The 18,874-nt window shown below is 38.7% G+C and carries 18 protein-coding genes and 2 pseudogenes; 9 read left to right on the forward strand and 11 right to left on the reverse strand.

Annotated elements, in window-relative coordinates; translation table 11 throughout:
- Window positions 1-63 precede the first annotated feature (63 nt).
- The 4 genes from NDN13_RS12625 (at window position 64) to yccS (ending at window position 5,009) form a co-directional block, all read left to right on the forward strand.
- The gene (locus tag NDN13_RS12625; RefSeq protein WP_251115699.1) at window positions 64-708 is read left to right on the forward strand and encodes a ParA family protein; all 645 of its coding nucleotides are present in this window, start codon (window positions 64-66) and stop codon (window positions 706-708) included.
- Between the two features lie 123 nt (window positions 709-831).
- The gene (locus NDN13_RS12630) at window positions 832-1,926 is read left to right on the forward strand and encodes an AI-2E family transporter (RefSeq protein WP_251115700.1); all 1,095 of its coding nucleotides are present in this window, start codon (window positions 832-834) and stop codon (window positions 1,924-1,926) included.
- A gap of 108 nt (window positions 1,927-2,034) precedes the next feature.
- Window positions 2,035-2,616, forward strand: coding sequence for a superoxide dismutase [Cu-Zn] SodC (sodC, locus tag NDN13_RS12635; protein WP_251115701.1), 582 nt, complete (start codon window positions 2,035-2,037; stop codon window positions 2,614-2,616).
- Between the two features lie 242 nt (window positions 2,617-2,858).
- Window positions 2,859-5,009, forward strand: coding sequence for a YccS family putative transporter (yccS, locus tag NDN13_RS12640; protein WP_251115702.1), 2,151 nt, complete (start codon window positions 2,859-2,861; stop codon window positions 5,007-5,009).
- Window positions 5,010-5,387: 378 nt separating this feature from the next.
- Here yccS and craA read toward each other — a convergent pair whose 3' ends face one another.
- Together craA and NDN13_RS12650 are read right to left on the reverse strand one after the other, a co-directional pair.
- Complete coding sequence (craA, locus tag NDN13_RS12645) at window positions 5,388-6,623, reverse strand: chloramphenicol efflux MFS transporter CraA (protein WP_436898505.1); 1,236 nt, start codon at window positions 6,621-6,623, stop codon at window positions 5,388-5,390.
- A 359-nt stretch (window positions 6,624-6,982) separates the two neighbouring features.
- Window positions 6,983-7,354, reverse strand: a complete 372-nt coding sequence (locus NDN13_RS12650) for a hypothetical protein (protein ID WP_251115703.1) — start codon at window positions 7,352-7,354, stop codon at window positions 6,983-6,985.
- A 181-nt stretch (window positions 7,355-7,535) separates the two neighbouring features.
- Between NDN13_RS12650 and NDN13_RS12655 the strand changes: the two genes are divergently transcribed.
- The 3 genes from NDN13_RS12655 (at window position 7,536) to NDN13_RS12665 (ending at window position 9,441) form a co-directional block, all read left to right on the forward strand.
- On the forward strand, window positions 7,536-8,411 hold the full coding sequence (locus NDN13_RS12655; protein ID WP_251115704.1) for a DUF4349 domain-containing protein: 876 nt from the start codon (window positions 7,536-7,538) through the stop codon (window positions 8,409-8,411).
- A 111-nt stretch (window positions 8,412-8,522) separates the two neighbouring features.
- Entirely contained in the window at window positions 8,523-9,113 is a 591-nt protein-coding gene (locus tag NDN13_RS12660) for an NAD(P)H-dependent oxidoreductase (protein ID WP_251115705.1), read from the forward strand.
- A 13-nt stretch (window positions 9,114-9,126) separates the two neighbouring features.
- Window positions 9,127-9,441: a putative quinol monooxygenase gene (locus NDN13_RS12665; RefSeq protein ID WP_251115706.1), complete on the forward strand. Its 315-nt coding sequence runs from the start codon at window positions 9,127-9,129 to the stop codon at window positions 9,439-9,441.
- A 100-nt stretch (window positions 9,442-9,541) separates the two neighbouring features.
- Here the strand turns inward: NDN13_RS12665 and NDN13_RS12670 are convergent, their stop codons facing one another.
- A complete protein-coding gene (locus NDN13_RS12670) occupies window positions 9,542-10,306 on the reverse strand; it encodes a nucleotidyltransferase domain-containing protein (protein ID WP_251115707.1) in 765 nt (254 codons plus the stop codon).
- A gap of 135 nt (window positions 10,307-10,441) precedes the next feature.
- On the opposite strand from NDN13_RS12670, the gene NDN13_RS12675 reads away from it, so the two are divergent.
- Window positions 10,442-11,230 carry a xanthine permease gene (locus NDN13_RS12675; protein ID WP_251115708.1) on the forward strand — a complete coding sequence of 263 codons (789 nt, stop codon included), beginning with the start codon at window positions 10,442-10,444 and terminating at the stop codon, window positions 11,228-11,230.
- A 129-nt stretch (window positions 11,231-11,359) separates the two neighbouring features.
- On the opposite strand, the gene NDN13_RS12680 is transcribed toward NDN13_RS12675, so the two are convergent.
- The 8 genes and pseudogenes from NDN13_RS12680 to NDN13_RS12715 all read right to left on the reverse strand — a co-directional run bounded on the left by NDN13_RS12680 (window position 11,360) and on the right by NDN13_RS12715 (window position 17,252).
- Window positions 11,360-11,827 carry a hypothetical protein gene (locus NDN13_RS12680; protein WP_251115709.1) on the reverse strand — a complete coding sequence of 156 codons (468 nt, stop codon included), beginning with the start codon at window positions 11,825-11,827 and terminating at the stop codon, window positions 11,360-11,362.
- A 51-nt stretch (window positions 11,828-11,878) separates the two neighbouring features.
- Entirely contained in the window at window positions 11,879-12,367 is a 489-nt protein-coding gene (locus NDN13_RS12685) for a hypothetical protein (protein ID WP_251115710.1), read from the reverse strand.
- A pseudogene (locus NDN13_RS12690) lies at window positions 12,364-12,630 on the reverse strand (hypothetical protein); the annotation flags it as partial. The pseudogene NDN13_RS12690 and the gene NDN13_RS12685, both read right to left, overlap by 4 nt.
- Before the next feature lie 120 nt (window positions 12,631-12,750).
- A complete protein-coding gene (locus NDN13_RS12695) occupies window positions 12,751-13,161 on the reverse strand; it encodes a hypothetical protein (RefSeq protein WP_353050808.1) in 411 nt (136 codons plus the stop codon).
- Window positions 13,162-13,389: 228 nt separating this feature from the next.
- Window positions 13,390-14,034: a hypothetical protein gene (locus NDN13_RS12700; RefSeq protein WP_251115711.1), complete on the reverse strand. Its 645-nt coding sequence runs from the start codon at window positions 14,032-14,034 to the stop codon at window positions 13,390-13,392.
- A gap of 841 nt (window positions 14,035-14,875) precedes the next feature.
- Window positions 14,876-15,153 (reverse strand): annotated as a pseudogene (locus NDN13_RS12705) (PAAR domain-containing protein); the annotation flags it as partial.
- A 17-nt stretch (window positions 15,154-15,170) separates the two neighbouring features.
- On the reverse strand, window positions 15,171-15,593 hold the full coding sequence (locus NDN13_RS12710; protein WP_251115712.1) for a PAAR domain-containing protein: 423 nt from the start codon (window positions 15,591-15,593) through the stop codon (window positions 15,171-15,173).
- Between the two features lie 249 nt (window positions 15,594-15,842).
- Window positions 15,843-17,252 (reverse strand): D-2-hydroxyglutarate dehydrogenase, encoded by a 1,410-nt coding sequence (locus NDN13_RS12715; protein ID WP_251115713.1) that lies wholly within the window; start codon window positions 17,250-17,252, stop codon window positions 15,843-15,845.
- Window positions 17,253-17,599: 347 nt separating this feature from the next.
- Here NDN13_RS12715 and serA point away from each other — a divergent pair, with 347 nt between their 5' ends.
- Window positions 17,600-18,832 (forward strand): phosphoglycerate dehydrogenase, encoded by a 1,233-nt coding sequence (serA, locus tag NDN13_RS12720; protein WP_004657532.1) that lies wholly within the window; start codon window positions 17,600-17,602, stop codon window positions 18,830-18,832.
- Window positions 18,833-18,874 lie beyond the last annotated feature (42 nt).

Below are 18,874 nucleotides of genomic sequence, written 5' to 3' on the forward strand. Positions count from 1 at the left end.
CTTGACCGAAAAAGATGCTAAGGTATAAACGAATACGAGAGCCTAGTTAATAAATCTAATTTCATGAAAACCATATTAATCGCAAATCAAAAAGGTGGCTGTGGCAAGACCATGACAGCTATTACACTGGCTGCAGCATTATCGCAAAAAGGATATAAGGTTGCGCTGGCTGACGCTGACAACCAAAAATCGTCTTTGCAATGGCTCAAGCAACGTCCTGAAACCGTCACAGACATTCAGAGTCTGGATTGGCGACATGAAAAATCGATTGGTGAAGCGCCAAAGAATTTAGATTATTTAATTATCGATGCACCTGGTGCACTTTCAGGTGAACATGCAGAGCAATTGGTCAGCGAAGCACATGCGATTGTGACACCGTTGCAACCATCGTTCTTTGATATTGACAGTACCCGTCGCTTCTTAAAACATTTACAAGACATTAAACGTATTCGTAAAGGTAAAGTGCAAATCCTGTTGATTGCCAATCGTGTCAAACCGAACAGCGCCAGTTCCAAAGATATTCAGGACTTCTTTAGCAAGATTGAGCAAGATCCTGTGGCATGGATTTCTGAGCGTAGTGCCTACGGTACATTGGCAATGCAAGGGCTGAGTGTGTTTGATAAAACCCAGAAAAATTTTGTCAGTATCCAAAGCCAATGGCAGCCTGTTTTAAACCAGTTGGTCGATGATCCAAGCGAGTGGTTCTAAGGCTTTGCAAAGAAACGTAATCTTTTGATATCAAATCTTAAAATGGGGAAATGAAAATTTCCCTTGCCTGCTTTTTCAGTTAAGATGGTTTTATTCAATTTCTAGCACTAGAGAAATACTATCGTGCAACAATACGCTCCCATCTTACAACGCGTTTTGCTGTTTGGACTGTTCTTTGTCCTGCTCTTTTTGGGATTTAGTATTCTCAAATACTTTATTGTCCCTGTCCTTTGGGCCGCAATTATTGCCTATATGACTTGGCCCGTATATCTATGGGTACAGCGTCGTTTCTTTGGTGAAAACCGACCTACACTGAATGCCACCCTGATGATTAGCTTGGTCATTATCGTGATTGGTGTGCCATTTATTTGTGCAATCTTTATGTTGCAACTTGAAGGTCGTAATTTATATTTTAATTTACAGCGACAACTGTTTTCAGGTCATGTTCAAGTTCCTGAATTTATCAAAAACCTCCCGATCATCGGCAAAGACATCAGTCGTACGGTCAATGAACTGAGCAGTGATCCGAACAGCATTACCAAAAATATTGCCGAATGGATTCAAAGCCATCTGAGTTATGGCCGTTTTGTGTTGAGCGAGATTAGCCGTAACTTGGTCAAACTCACATTTGCACTGATGACTCTGTTCTTCTTCTACCGTGACGGACAAATGATTTTGGCACAAGTGAGTCGTGCCTTGGAAATGGTGATTGGTCCGCGTGTGCATCATTATTTAGATACCATTTCGGAAACGACTCGTGCTGTCGTCTACGGCGTTGGTTTAACTGCAGTTGCACAAGCCTTATTAGCAGGTCTCAGCTATTTTGTTGCAGGCGTACCAAATCCAATGCTGTTGACCATGGTCACCTTTATCTTGGCACTGATTCCGTTTGGAACACCAATTTCATATCTTGGGGTAGGCCTGTGGTTATTTGCGCAAGGGCAAACCATGGAAGCCATTGGGGTTGTGGTTTGGGGTGTGGTGATTGTGAGTAGCTCAGACAATGTGATTCGCCCATTGGTGATTTCAGGCGCGACCCAGATTCCATTTATCTTGATCATGTTCGGGGTATTAGGCGGTATTGCCAGCTTTGGTCTGGTCGGCTTATTCATTGGCCCTGTGATTTTAGCTATCCTGTTAGCGATTTGGCGTGAATGGCTGCATGAAAACGTCGATGAGCCTGTTGCGGCTTTGGAGGCTCCTCCCGAAACTAAGTAGGTTTATTTTGTTTAATTTTTTGTCATGAATTGATTAATGTTGCTTGCGAGATATCGCTTACTTTGTTTGAATCGTCAAATAAAGATAATTTATAAGGATATCTTCGCAATGACTTCAATGCTTCAAAAAATGTCTCTGCTCGGCTGTCTGAGTTTAAGTCTCGCAGCCTGTTCTTCGGTTTCTCTCGATAACAATGCGGCTAAAATCCAGACCAAAACCAGCACAACGGATCAAAAGCAGTTGATCCAAGTCTATCAAGTCGATGCCAATGGCGTGGGTGCTTCAATCGGAACGGTTGCTTTTCAACAAACGCCTAAAGGTTTATTAATCACCCCTGCGCTTTGGAAACTTTCTCCTGGCGAACATGGCTTCCACATCCATGAGAACCCATCCTGTGAAGCTGCATTAAAAGATGGAAAAATGGGGGCAGCCTTGGCAGCAGGCAGTCACTTAAATCCTGAAAAGGTCGCGCATCATGGTACGCCTGAAACAGGCCACTTAGGCGATTTACCGGTGTTGGTGGTGAATGACAAAGGCTTTGCAACCACTCCAGTGATTGCGCCACGTTTAAAACTGGCTGATATTCAAAATCGTGCGATCATGATTCATGTCGGTGGAGACAATTATTCGGATACACCTAAGCCATTAGGCGGTGGTGGTGACCGTATTGCCTGTGGTGTGATTAAGTAATTTAAATACTGTGGGTATCTTACGAGTTATCCACAGTTGCTTTGCTTTTAGTCATTTTTTATGTGTTCTTTAATCTCATCATAACAAAATACAACTGAGCACGATTTTTGCATCTTATCTATTATTTGAAAAATCATGCAAATATTGATGCTAAAAAATAGTGCTACTTGTTGGTTAACAATGCTTTCCTTTGGGAAATTTATTTGTATGATGAATCCAGAACATATTAAAGAATAACAATCGTGAAAAATTTATCCCGCCTGTTCAATCGCTTTCGCTCCAACTCAATTGTTCTTTATTGCCTACAAATCTTGATCGTACTGTGCGGTACAACATTAGGCTTATATCAGCTTGGATTCGGGCAACTGATTGTTCCTGTCACCTTAGGCGCAATTGCGACCGCACTGACCGACTTTGATGATCGTCTCAGTATCCGTTTACGTAATCTGATCTATGTCTGCGTGCTGTTCTTTACGGTCAGTACCATTTTAGAGTTTCTTGCCCCCTATAAATTTTTGTTCATTGTTTATCTCAGCCTCTCCAGTGCAGCACTGGTCATGATGGGTGCACTTGGGCAACGTTATGCCACCATTTCCTTTGGTACGATTTTACTTTCGATCTATACCATGTTCGGTCTAGGTGAATATCCAGCTTGGTATCAGCAACCGAGTTATTTTGTATTGGGTGCCTTGTGGTATGGACTGACTTCAATCTTATTTTTTGTTATTCGCCCAACCTTACCTTTACAAGAAAAGATCTCTACTATTTTTCAGGATATTGCTGAATTACTTCAAGCCAAATCACGTTTATTCGACCCAGATAATATTGATAATGTCGAAACACTGCTATTCGAACTTTCTCACAAAAATAGCCAAGTGGTCAGTAGCCTGAATCAAGCCAAGAACTCCTTACTGACCCGCTTAAAAGCGTCTCGGGTTAACAACACCAGTATTTATTGGCTGAACTTATATTATTTTGCCCAAGATATGCATGAACAGGTGACCTCCAGCTATCTGCATTATGAAAAAATTCATCAGAATTTTAGCCGCAGTGATTTAATTTTCCGTATTCAAAAAAACATGCAGCTGCAAGCCTTGGCGTGCCATGATTTAAGCCGAGCAATCTTAGATCATCAAAGTTATCAGCCCCATGAATCTGCCAGTAAAGCACTAGAAAACCTAGAATTGTCGATGCGTGATTGGGTGCAACAACACCCCTATAATCTTGAAGTTAAAAATCTGGAATTGATCCTCAATAATTTAAAGAGTGTGCATGAGCAGTTTGCTCAACTGCAACTCAATCAAAATATTGAACAGCTTTCACCGCAGCAACATCAAGATCATTTGAACTTACTCGATGATGATATTCAGGGTGTGCAGGATCTGATATTAAAAATCAAACAGCAACTCAGTCCACAATCTGCGCTGTTCCGCCATGCCGTGCGTTTGGCGGTGATCTTTGCAGTGGGTTATGCCATTTCCTTATTGCCCTTTGCCCAAAATGGCTACTGGATTTTACTCACCAGTTTATTCGTTTGCCAAATTACTTATTTTGCTACCAAGAGCCGTCTCAAGCTCAGAACCATTGGCACTTTACTCGGGGTGTTATTAGGTATCCCCATTCTTTATTTTGTGCCAAGTATTGAAGGTCAATTGCTATTAACCGTTATCTGTGGGGTTTCATTTTTCTATTTAAGACAAAAGAAATATGCACTTGCCACGGTTATGGCCACTTTGATGGTGTTACTGATTTTTAATTTAAAAGGTGCAGGTTTTAGTATTATCCTGCCACGCATTATTGACACTTTTATTGGCTGTGCAATCGCATGGCTGGCGGTCAATTTCATTTGGCCCGATTGGAATTTTCGCAATATCTCCAGCAACATCAAGAAAAATAATCAAACCACCTTCGATTATTTTCATGTGGTGGTACAGCAGTATCACCAAGGACGTGAACTCAATCTGGAATACCGAACCACTCGACGTGCCGCACACAATGCCCAGATCGAGCTGTCGAATATGATTTCAAGTCTGAGTACCGAACCTCAGCCTAACCAAGAACTCATTCAACATGCGTTTCGCTATTTGGTCTATAGCCATAGCCAACTCAGCTATGTCTCAGCCTTAGGACATCAACGGGAAAAAATCGAAGATCAGGCGTTATTGGAGTTACTAGATAAAATTGAGCATGTGCTCAAGCAAAGTCTGATCGAACAAGCACCTGTTTCACAACAACAAGTAGAACGCTTGCTCGAAGAGATTGAGATCCTCAATCAACAGCATCAGGTCTCTGCAAAGCACCCGTTGCTATTAAAACAAATGAGCCTGTTACTCGAGACCTTACCTGAGTTAGTCCTATTAAAAAATAAACTGCTCGCCTTAGAAATCAAGTGAGCGTAATGAGTGCAAGTAAAACTGAAATCAGCTAAAAATATGATACTCGGAAGTGTCATCTGCAACCTGCGGATTATCTATAATATACTGTTTTTGCAATACTATTCTTCAGGTGAAAGAAGTGAATAGGTTTTGCAGATGAGCAGCGCTAAAGCTGCGCAAGATGGTTACCCTTGCGGAGCTGCGCTCCTCATCCCGAAAGAAAAGTAGGTCGAACCTGAACGAGGTTGAAATATATTTCAACTGAAGAGCAAGACGCAGTGGTTTATCCTAAACTAAGGTGAGAGCTCGGGACGACACCGTTAGGATTACTCACATCGCAAATGTTGGAAATGAATTTCATTAAACTCAAGCTAAATAAGCCCTATAAACCTAAGCTTAATTCAACCCGTCTTGCTGACGTGCCAGCATATGTTGTTTCAAGGCATGACGTGGTGAACTAAACCAAAATAAAATCAAGACCAGACTGGCTAAAGCAAACGCCCAAATATGGAAATGCGTATACAGCACACGAACCAATTCAATCACGACAAAATAACTGATCATCATCAACATCGAGACCGCGGCTGCGACTGTTCCTTTTGAGACTTCCGAAGACATCAGTGCAAAACGGTACATCACCGAGAAGCTAATCCCCTCGCCCAAACTGATTAAGGTCATACCAATCAATAAACAAGGTACCAAATAGCTTTGCCAAATGACACCGAGCAGCAAGAATGCAGTACCCAATAACATGATCGGCAAACCAAATAGAATGGTTTTACCTAGCGGGAAACGATCAATAATCTTGATCAGGATGATATTGCCTGCAATTAAGCCAAAGAACACAGGAAACTGTGCCAAGCCATATTGCACACTAGTCAATTTCAGCTCATCAACCAAAATGATTGGTGATAAAGCAATCCATAGCATCAACGGCATCCCCACCATCGGTAAGGCGATGCTTAAACCCAAGAAGCGACGATTACTCAATACCTTTTTAAAGTCATCAAAGATATAACTAAAAGGCTGCTTCGGTTGTTTACGACTTTCTTGGGTCGCAGGCATAAATTTCTTTAAGCCAAACCAACTGATAAAGGACACCGCAGCAATGGCGACGAAACCCCAATGCCATGACACATAATCAATCAGAAATGCCCCCAATACAGGACCAAGTAAAGGTGCCAATAGGGAAATATTCGCCATTAGTGCCATGACTTTGATCGCATCACGCTCTTCAAAAGTTTCTTGAATAGCTGCATAACCCACTGCAGAAATGACGCTCAGCCCCATTCCCTGCAAGAAACGCAGCGTTAGGAATTGTTCAATATTGTGCGTCAATAAAATCAGCAAACAGCACAGCGTAAAAAATGCCACGCCTGCCAAAAGTACTTTTTTACGCCCGAGACGATCCGAAAGCGGTCCCAACAGCCATGCGACACTGGCACCACCCAACAAATAAAATGACATTGACGACGGTGCCCACGTTGCACTGACTGCAAATTGTTCTGTAATCGACAACATCGCAGGTTGAATCAAGTCATTACCGATATAAACTGAAAATTCGAATAGCACTAAAGCTAAAGGAAACATGAGCGTTATACGGTTTAACGTCATGTTCTGATTATTCGTCATCATGTTTTATTCACAAAAATAACCAACTCGTGTACGCCCCATTTTTCAAAACGAAAAAGGGATCATCACCACAAGATTTTATGGCTTAGATTTAAATTAAATTTTGATTTCATGCTGTGAGAAAGCATGTGATAAATGTGAAAACACCGTATTCACTAAGTGTATATAAGAAAAACAATTTATTTACGTGAGATTGGTAAATGTTTTACCGTTTGGCTAAATTGCCACGCGCAACTGTAGCACTTTTTCAAAATGACCGCAATTTAAACAACCCATAACGAGGATTCAGCAATGTGCATAACCAAAAAGTTATCCACAGTTTTGCTGATCTTTTATTCACTGTTTGATGGTGCATCGAATTATGGGCATAACTCGAATTGGAAAGTTTCGGTATTCTCTCCTCGGGCACATTGGTAGCTTTGCTTTTTATTGACCACTTTCCAAACATCTTGATTTCGTTTTAATTGATATTCTGTCCGTACCGCAATCACCGAATCATCTAATTGTGCTTGCTCAACCGTGACCTGTGCATCGGTTGGGTTTTCAGCACTGTTAAATTGCTGATCGATTTTTAAATTGCTGTCTGCATGAAATAGATCAGGCTGATCCGATAAAATTGCATGCATCACCGTACTTTTTTGAACCTCAGCTTGCTGCTGTGAAGGTGCTATCGGCTGATTACATGCTGTGAGTAATAAAGCAGAACCTAACATCAATGCAATTTTATGCATTTTGTACCCATCCAATCCATTTAGCTCATTTATGCTACTATGCAAAACTAAATGGCCACGCAACAAAATGTATGTGGCGTGCATTAAATTTGTTGTCATTGTCTAATGATGATGATCATAACAAATGATTAAAAAAACACAGTTTATAACATCAAAATCACCTTAGTTTGGACATGCCGATATGTCAGATTTAGCAAAGAAATTAACCATTATTTTAATCCTTGGGAGCACTGCCTTAGGCTGCTCGAAAAAACAAGAAGGCCCTGCCAGTGAAGCTGCGATGGCAACTGAAACTGCTGCGGCAGACAGTCAAGCAGTGCAAGACAATGCAGTTCAAAATCCAGAACAACTGGTTAGCAATCAACAAAGTGCTTTAGAACAAAATCGTCAATTGGTCAAAAGCGCACAATTGCAATTTGAAGTAAAAGACGTGTTAAAAACCACATCAGCACTGGAACAACAGTTATTGCAATACAATGGTTATATCGAAGAAAAACAGATTAATTATCAAGTCAGTGACCGATCTGAGCGTGACCGTATTGATGGCAGTGTCGATATTTATGAAAAGATCACCCCCACCGTCCAGCTCACAGTACGTATTCCCAATGCGCAGGTAACCAACTTCTTAAATAATTTATTGCCACTCATGCTGAACTTTAATACCCAAAGTTATGAAGCCAAGCGTTATGAATTAAAATTGCTCGAAGAAAAACTGAATACTGCCAATCAAAGTAACAGCGGATCAAATGCAGTGAACAATCAGCTACAGCAACTGACCAATTTAGAAGTCAAAGACCGCTTGGCCTATAGCACCATTCGACTGGAATTCTTCCAACAATCACAAGTGCGTAAATCCCATGATCTGAATATCAATCGTATAGCCACTTTAGACAGTGATCCGTTATTCAGTCGGATCTGGGAAGCGATTAAAGTAGGCTTGTACGGCTTTAGAGAAACCATCATTTGGCTGGTGATGCTGTGGCCGCTGTATGTAGCGATTGCGATTTTATGGGGAGCTCGTCGCTGGTATAAAGCGAAAAAATCCAAAGCTGAATAGTTCAATTATTGATTTTTGATCAATAGTATTTTGCTCATTTATGCATTTTTACTCATGAATAGATTTTCTAAAATGCTTTCCAGTTTTAGAGATTTATTTTTGAGTAATCGCATGAGCAATATTTTAATTATTAATGGCGCCAAACAATTTGAACATTCGAATGGTGAGTTGAACGATACCCTGACCGAGTTTTCTCAAACACATCTAAGCACCTTAGGCCATCAGGTACAAGTCACCCGAACGGACAGTGACTATGACATTCAAGCCGAAATTGCCAAATACCTATGGGCAGATGTGGTGATTTACCAAATGCCAGGTTGGTGGATGGGTGCACCATGGACCATGAAAAAATACATCGATGATATCTTCACGATTGGACATGGTTCACTTTATGCCAGTGATGGCCGTAGTCGTTCAGACGCCTCTAAAAAATATGGTTCAGGTGGTTTAATCCAAGGTAAAAAATATATGTTGTCTTTGACATGGAATGCACCGATGGAAGCCTTTACTGATCCAGACCAGTTCTTCCACGGCGTTGGTGTGGATGGCGTTTACCTACCTTTCCATAAAGCCAATCAATTCTTGGGTATGGATTCACTGCCGACCTTTATCGTGAATGATGTGATCAAAGCGCCAAACGTACCAAGTTATATCGAAGCGTATAAAGCGCATTTAGACCAACTTTTTGCAGCAAGCCATTAAGTGAGAAAATAAGATGCTAACCATTATTGCTGAAATTTATACACATGCAGGCGCTGAACATCGCCAAGCCGTTTTAGATGCCTTTGAAAAAATTATTCCAACCGTTCTTGCAGAAGACGGCTGTCATGGCTATGAGCCATTGATTGATCATCTTCCTGCAATTGAGATGCAGGCCACTGATGAGAATACGATTGTCATGTTAGAGAAATGGCAGAGTACTGCTCATTTAGCAGCCCATATGCAAACTGCCCATATGCAGCAACATTTTGAAGCGACCAAAGACCATGTTGCCGATGTAAAAATCCGTATTCTAAACAGTGGGATTTAACAGATAACACCATACAGCTGAGTCCGACAAAATATGAAATTCAGAAAATGAGATCATAGAATCTTTAAGTCGAACTCGGCTGATGAGTAAACGCCTTGTTCTACTGGTAGTAATGCTGTTTTAAATGACGGCTATAATCCGTTAAATAGGTTTCCAAACTGGCACGACGATCCGCCTTCTGCATCGACTGTACCGCCAGTTGCTCTATCTTACTTTCCAATAACTCAAGAATCGCAGCTTGTTCCGCTTGGGGAAGCTGTGCTTTCTCTTTCTGCTGTTTCTTAATTTCCAGATAATCTTCTGCCCAATGCCGTAATGGATCATTTGCATCCACTTGAGCAAACAGATCGGTAATCAGTAATTCAGGCATCTGCTCCTGGGTTGCTAGCTCTGCTGACATCAAGCCACGAATCGAATAAAACACTTTCTTGTAGGTAAAGTTATCTGCGGTTTGCACCACTTTCATGCCACCTTTTGCCAACGATAAATAGTGGTAATACAAGGCGCTATAGTCGATTCGCTCCAGCAATCCATCACGGAAGATCTGCCATTCTGGAAAGGCATTAAAATACACAATATGTGCTCTGACCCACTCCAGAACAGTCGGATTACTTTTTGCCAATAACCCAAACATTTTATCGAGGTCATAAGAAACAAAGTCGAAATCTCCATCCATGATCTCGATCAAGTCACGATGCTTTTTATAATCAAAATATTGGTCTTTGCTGGGTAGATGAAAACCGCGTACATCGTAGTCACTATCAGGACTGGCCATGCCCCATAAACGGCTGCCACTTTCAATATAAAATAATGGAATATCTTGGCGTTGTTGAAATAGTTTTTCGATTTCGTGATGGATATTCATTGCGATGACTTCATTATTTAAAAATTTATACTTGTGAGAGACAATACTATTTTTTACCGTACTCATTCATTTGATTTTAAAAAATTATCGTTTGATAAAATCAATCTCTATTCAATATAACAAATAGGATCATGCATGCAACTGACTTATGCGGGACAGGTTTTCTTGGTGGTGGTTGCGATCTTGTGTATCTGGTCTTTTGTGCTGACAAAGTTTTGGCTAAAACGTTTAGCTAAGAATCGTGACAGCAGTAAGTTTGAATTTGCTTATTTATTTGTTGTGGTGTTTAGCATCAGCTCCCTATTTTTTCCTTTTACTTATTGGGTGTCGCAAGCTGTATATGGTTTAGCAACCAAACCGAGCTACGATGCAACCATCGTGAGCTATAGCTCTGAATGGGTCGATACCGAACGTACGGATTCCAACGGGCGTAAATATAAAACCCAAACTTTAATGCATACGGCTCAGGTGCAATTCAAAGATGATCAAAACAGAACATTGGTCTTGGATAATTCAGTCCGTTCAGGTGATGTGCCTGTAGTCGGAGATCATATTCAAGTCGTTTATGAGGCAGGAGATCATTCCGCACAAGAAAAGAGTTGGCGCACAGGTCTGCTGTTTACCGCTACCCTATTTATGCTGTTTATTATGGGCTATATCTTGGTCATGATTATTGCTTATGCTTTGAATCAGAATATGGCACCTTACAAAGCATTTGCTAATGTCTTAATTTTTAGAGTTAGCCTTCCACTTGGCACAATGGCGATGTTTGGGATGCTGTCTTATTCGGCTTTTGCTTATTTCTTTTTAGGCAATCCACAGAATATACCTGTCTGGGCAGTTGCAATTTGTGGCTTCTTTGCACTCTGCCTTTTACCGCTGATTTATCATATTTTGACGGGTTGGAAAGCGTATAAGAAATAAAAAAAAGCGAAGATCGTCCAAATAAAGGAATGAAAAAGGAAATAGATAACTCCCAACCTAAACAAGATTGAGGCATGAGTTTTGGGATGTAGCCCCAAAGTTAAGAAAAATTTGGGGGGAATAGAGAATTTACTTTAAAGTTGAGCAAGGAACATCAAATATTCTTTTATCTTGACGGGATAATAAACTTTCCCATTTTTGTTGTTTTTTACTAAGCCAACCATAGAATTCTGCATAAACATCCCCTTTTAAGTTCAATGCATCTTTATATTTATCTGAAAGTAAGAATTTCCCCATTATACATAGAGAATTAATTTGGGTGATCTCAATATCTTTTTCGAAGTCATCATTTTCACCAGAATCATTTAAAAGCCTTTTAAAAAACATTGCTTTGGATATTGAGGAATCATAAATACTTTTTGTTAAGTCAGATGGTTGTTGTTGTAATGCTTTCGCATAAACAACACTATCAAAACCAATTAAAATAGGAGGCAATGGTATTTGCAATGCAAGTTGTTCTTTTGGAGGTGTTTTATTACTACAACCACTAGAAAATAATAAAAGACATATGAGTATAATTTTTTTAGCAGCTAACATATTACTTGAACCTGTATCAATATCTGAGGGTGTAAATAATTGATTTAAAAATCACTTGCAAACCTCTACAAAATTCTTAGCAGTCTTATCTTTACTATCACGCAGTTTGATAATTTTTTGTCTTTCATTATAAAGATTATGAACATCATTTAAGGTTTCATCTTTAAGGTCTTTTTTGTATTTCCCTTCAATATTGTTTACATAGTTTTCCATGAATACTGTCATCCAACACACAGTGTTAAGATCTCCATAGTCATAACCATTTTTCTCCAACCCATCAATCCAATCAGGGTACTCTTCGTTTAAAAGACTTCGAGCCGTTTCTAACTTAACATATGTATTGTTAAACAAGGAGTTTTTCAATGCTGGCTCAGTGTTTACGTTTTTATTGGCTTCAATAAGCAATCTATAATTGTCTGTTGCATAATTTTTTAAATCTACTTTCACATAATTATCAATATCTTCTTTATCTGTCGATGCCTTACATGAAGTTAAAAAGATACAGGAAAGTACCAATATTGGTAGTAAAGTAATTTTCATAGTGAGAAGCGGTTTTTAGGTGGTGTGTATAGGTAACTCTGAATATATTGAGATACTGTTGCTCTATCATATGGGCGACCAAAGACATTTTGATACATGTATTCGTTGATTCCATATGGTCCATTGTTAGTAAAGGTAGCCAAAGCATTGGCTGCCAATACTGGTTTACTGGCATTGCATAGTGCTATATCTATAACTTTACCAAAACTCTTTTTAGCAATTGCCATACGAGTAGTAAAACTATCTTTGGCTAGCTCTGAAATAAACTTTTCCTCTTCATTGATTACATGTTTATTTTAATTTTAAACATTTTAATTGATCTAAATAATCCTTACTTCCTCTGAGTTTTTCAAGATAAATCGGCTGCAATGATAAAGCTTTATTCATATCTTCTCGGAGGCTTTGTGGAAATTTTTCCATATCGGTTGTATTAGAATATTTTTTAAAAACTTATTAAAAATACAAAGTCCATCGACTCCTTCAATATCAATATCTTTATTGTTTTTAATTTCGTTTTCAAAATTTTCATTATTCATCTCATAACTGCCAAATAAAGAGTCAGTTTTATTTACTGCATAAATGAGTAGTTCATTATTAATCGCTGATTTTTTATCAGCATTTTCATAAGCTGAAACATACAACCTTCTAGATTTATTAATATCATCACTAATAGTTATTGATCTGGCTTTTAGAATTTCACCAATAAGCTTTTCGCTTTCTTCTTTGTTTGTATTATTTGCATGGCTACATCCGAAAAGAGCAAAAATTAAAAAAGATATGCATAAACGTTTCATTAATTATTCCAGTTGTTGAACTTAAAATTTTTCATATTCTTCTGATTTTGGAACGTGATAACCATATTCTGTTCGGCACAGTTCATAGGCTTGTCTATTCAATTTTTTACCACAGCCACAAAAAATCTCATAATTAAAGCGAATATAACCCACATAAAAGAATGGAAAACAGAAATAAACACTCCCAACCTAAACATAGGTGGGTTATGAGCTGTAGAATATAAATGGCTAATTTAAAACAATCTTTTTACTTTTTATATTATAGATAAAAGTAGTAGTAAATTTATTGGAGTCAACACCTACTCCTATGTCACTATTATTCTTAATAAAAAAACTAGATATATCTGAATAAGCAACCCTTTTTTTATTCTCAATTAGGCTTTGTAGTGTCATATCAGCACAGTAATCAGGTAGATCTTTTTTTACGGAAAGGCAAGGTAAAATAAAACTATTTATACTCTTCAATACATCATACTTAGAAATTTTTTTATCTTTAAGATATTCTGAAAGACTTAGCTCCTTTTTATTGGATAGACTCAGTGTGTAATATTTATTAAAGTATCTTTCTGTTGAGTTACTGATGTTATAATTAATTGAAAAACTTAATATATCCTCATTCTGAAATAGTTTTTCAAAACTAATTTCTGTAGGGTACTGCTCATCTTCTCTATCAAAATTAGTTGCAATAAATTTAGAAATAGAATCATTAATCTCTTTAAATTGTTTTCCTTTTATTGATGGATATGAACCACTTAATTGAAGATTATGGCTTGGCATAATATGGTTGCTAATTAACTCATTATTTGTTTTTGTATGCCCTATAGTTATGTATGAAAAAAACATAAATATTAAACTGAATACTTTAAACTTCATGCTGCTTTCCAAAAAATAGTATGGCCTGCTGTTACTTTGGCAGTTAGTGATTTGCTAACGTTGCTACCCGTGTTGTATTCAAAATTACCAGTCGTCCAGTTTGTATTATCTTTAAAAACTTTTGCAGGAATTTCATAGAAAATACCACTATATTTAACTCGTCCTTTAGGATATTCCTTCAATGAGCCGACTAGGAATTCATCATATATCGCTTTAGAGATTGTGATTTTCTTATATTCTCTAAACTTAGCATGTGGCTTATTTGTATTATCTTTATATTTATACGGACTTTCTAACCCCCATGCTAAGAAATCTGTTCCATCCCAATGTGTTGCACCATCTGTAGGATCTTCCTCTCCTAGACAAACTTTTAAAACCCCCTTACGAGCAAGTCCATACTTAGGATCTTCCACTTTCCCATTGTTGGGTTTATCTGGTAAAGGGGTCTTTGTTCCAGCCGGCATCGTAGAATAGCCTGACATTAATAATGAATGTAAATCCTTTTTTACTTGTTTTGCGTAATTGTTAGCAGTGAAAGCAATAAATATACATTCTAAGGTCGCTGTTCCAGATTCATGTGAAACAACCCTTGAGCATTCTTGGAATTTTTTATGAGTAATATTTGCATATTGAGGGGAGATAAAATCGCTATCTGATTTCTTTCCATTACAGGCATATACATTTTCAAGATTACCTTTTCCATTGGAAATTTTTCCTTCATATAACCCAGTATTTATATTGTAGTAATAACCATTCAAAAGCTCATTTTTGCTATCAGTTAAATTGTTATTGAAACTTTGTTGAGACCTAGTAGGATGAAAAAGAGAGGAAGCTGAACCTAAACTAGAACTGCCACTTTCTCCCACAACATGAGATTGTTTCGGTAAAATTTTAGCACCACAAGTAAGCTGATCACCGACATAAGCAACAGCTTTACCATCAAGAATAATATGATCATGACTTTTAATAATCTTTGACCAACATTTACATTTAGGGCAAAAATGGCCATCACCTGCTACCAAAAAATAAATTACCCATTTGAGAGGTTCTCATTTGGGTTGCAGGAATGATACCACCATGATTTGTCATCGAGTTATGAATTGCAAAGCCTACAGCCATGATTGTCTCCTAAGAAATTAGTCATGACTGAGAAAACCTTGAGGGATTTCTCGATCAGCATACAAACGGTACTCAAAAACAGACTGTAGGCTTTCAATGATTTCATCACCATTTTCTAAACGACTACCAACAAGTGCAATGTCATATCCTTCAATCGACCCTGCTTCGCCAGCACCCGATATAATTTTAGAGGTTGTCCCATCCTCATAAATGGCTTCATCACCAACAACAGCAAGAAGATGTCCTTGTGCTTTAATTTTTTGGTTAATCGTCGCTCTGATTAAACCTCCATTTTTTGTTTTAGAACCATGTGTCGCAACAAAGAACTTTTTATGTTTTTGTTTATTCATAAACTCTTGTTCAGCAGCAATACGTTCATGAATTTCCTCTATAGATAAATTGGATACTTCATCTTGAGATAAATGTTTTTTAGGATTCACTTATATATCCTCATTCTTATTTAATTGAACAATTAATATTAAATACATTATTTTTCTTTATTTATTCAATAAAAACCATATACAACACTTATAATTGGCATGTAATGTCAACAAATAATGATAATTAAGTTTATATATTTACATTTTGTATTATAAGAAAAAGTACAGCATTAACTTTTGATTTACAGAAAATAAAAAAGCGCATCTTTCGATACGCTTTTAGCAAAACTTCTTTTATCTAATCAAGCATTAAAGATCAAATAATTTGCCTGGGTTCATAATCCCATTCGGGTCAAACGCCAACTTCAATGCCTTCATATATTCAATTTCTTCAGGCGAACGTGAATACTCTAAATATGGCTTCTTAGTCATACCGACACCATGCTCGGCAGAGATCGAACCATCATATTTTTTCACGGTATCAAACACGTATTTATTCACCACCTGACACTTGGCAAAGAACTCATCTTTGGTCAAGTTTTCAGGTTTTAAAATATTTAAGTGCAAATTACCGTCACCAATATGACCAAACCAACAGATTTCAAAATCTGGATAATTGTCAGCAACAATCGCATCAATTTCCGCAATAAATGCAGGTACATGAGTAATTAATACTGAGATGTCGTTTTTGTATGGAATAAACGGCGCAATCGATTCTGAAATATCTTCACGCAAACGCCATAAGCTTTGAGCCTGTTCAAGACTTTGGCTCATCACCCCATCAATCACCCAACCTTGTTCCATACAATGCTCAAAAATCTGCATTGCCTTGTCCATGATTGGTTCATACGGTGCTTCAAATTCCAATAACACATAGAACGGGCATTGTGTTTCAAATGGACGTTGTACATGACCACGATCCAATACTTTCTGCATTGCCAATTCACCAAAGAATTCAAAAGCAGTCAGGTCAATTGCGTTTTGGAAGGCATGTAATACAGGCATCACGGCTTCAAAGTCTGGCGCACCCAAGACCATCACTTGTAAGTTTTGTGGCTGACGCTCAAGCTTGATTTCAGCTTCTGTCACTAGACCCAGCGTACCTTCACCACCAATAAATAAGTGTTGCAGCGAATAACCTGTCGCATTCTTAATCATGCCTTTGTTTAAACGCAGCACATCACCTTTACCTGTCACCACAGTTAAACCGAGTACCCAGTTACGGGTCATGCCATACTTGATGACTTTAATGCCGCCCGCATTGGTGCCGATGTTACCACCAATCTGGCTTGAACCTGCTGAAGCAAAATCGACTGGATAATACATGCCCTGTTCTTCGGCATAATTCTGTAATTGTTCAGTCACCACGCCTGCTTGCACACGGACCATACGATCTGCTGGGAAGAACTCAAGAATCTGGTTCATCTTGTCAAAGCTAATCACGATCTCGCCATTGGTCGCCACCGCACCCGCTGACAGGCCAGTACGCCCTCCTGATGGGGTAATCGCGACATTAAATTGATTGGCAAGTTTAACAATGGCCTGAACGTGTTCAGTGCTTGAAGGGAAAACGATGACTGATGGGTTCGGATCAAAATGTTTGGTATGATCTCGTCCCCAATTTTCCAAACTATCGGCATCGGTTTTAATTCGGTTTTCACCCACAATTGCCGTTAATTGGGTCAATAACTCAGGTGTTAAAGCGACTGAAGCATTCATCGTTTACAGGCCTAGCAAGAAGTAAAGATAGAGCATTTGAATAACAACACAATATTTTTCAATATCTTAAAATGCTGTATTCAACATATAGAAACTCGGCAGAACAGCGCAAACCTGATGTTTTCAGATTTGACTATCAGATCTCTGCATTTTACATAGAAGCAGGCATAGGATAAAGCTTAGGATAAAGATACTGTAATAACAAAATGTGTATAACCAATAAAATTCAGCTTCAACTGAAAAATTATCAATAATTCTGCTGCGCTAATTTTAAACCAAATATTTATATCTCAAAGCTCTATGCTATAGTACTGCAACTAAATTTTGGCCTTTGTAGCGGAGCCGTAATGAGCCAACATCTATCACTACCTAAAGACAAAATCCGTTTCCTTCTGTTAGAAGGTGTGCATCAAAATGCCATCGATACTTTAAATGCAGCGGGTTATACCAACATCGATTATCACAAAACTGCGCTTGAAGGCGATGCTTTAAAAGAAGCAGTTAAAGATGCTCACTTCATTGGTATTCGTTCCCGTACGCAATTAACTGAAGAAATCTTTGAAGCTGCGAACAAACTGATCGCAGTCGGTTGCTTCTGTATTGGTACCAACCAAGTCGATTTAAAAGCGGCGATGTCTCGTGGTATCCCTGTATTCAACGCACCGTATTCAAATACACGTTCGGTTGCAGAATTAGTTCTTGCTGAAACAATTCTGTTGCTTCGTCGTGTACCTGAAAAATCGAAAGATACACATGCGGGCGGTTGGAATAAAGCTGCGGTGGGTTCGTTTGAAACTCGTGGTAAGACTTTAGGTATCGTCGGTTACGGCTCGATTGGTTCACAACTTTCTGTTTTGGCAGAAAGCTTAGGTATGAAAGTCATCTATTTTGATGCTGTGACTAAATTACCATTAGGTAATGCACGTCAAGTTGGCTCTTTAGATGAACTTTTGGAAACTGCGGATGTGGTAACGCTACACGTTCCAGATGTTCCGTCAACGCGTAACTTCTTCAAAAAAGAACAATTCGCGAAAATGAAAAAAGGCTCAATCTTCTTGAACGCAGCACGCGGTACATGTGTGGTGATCGAAGATTTAGCGGATGCGATCAAATCAGGTCACATCGCGGGTGCAGCGGTTGACGTATTCCCGAAAGAACCAAAAGCCAATGGTGAAGAGTTCCTATCACCACTTCGCGGTTTAGACAACGTGATCTTAACCCCACACGTGGGTGGTTCAACCATGGAAGCGCAAGCAAACATCGGTTTAGAAGTGGCTGAAAAATTCGTTGCTTATTCAGACAAAGGGATGACCCTTTCTGCGGTGAACTTCCCAGAAATCGCATTACCACTTTCTGATGGTCAACACCGTTTGCTGCACATCCACAAAAACGTTCCGGGTGTGTTATCGAAAATCAATACATTGTTCGCTGAACAAGGCATCAACATCTCTGGTCAGTCGTTAATGACTAAAGGTGATATCGGTTACTTGGTGATGGATGTTGACGCATCTGCATCTCAAGAAGCGCTTGATACTTTGAACCACGTTGAAGGCACCATCCGCGTTCGCGTATTGTTCTAAGCAATATTTAGAATAATGTCGAAAAAGCCACAGTTGATGCTG

Source organism: Acinetobacter sp. C32I (assembly GCF_023702715.1).
Lineage (GTDB): Bacteria > Pseudomonadota > Gammaproteobacteria > Pseudomonadales > Moraxellaceae > Acinetobacter.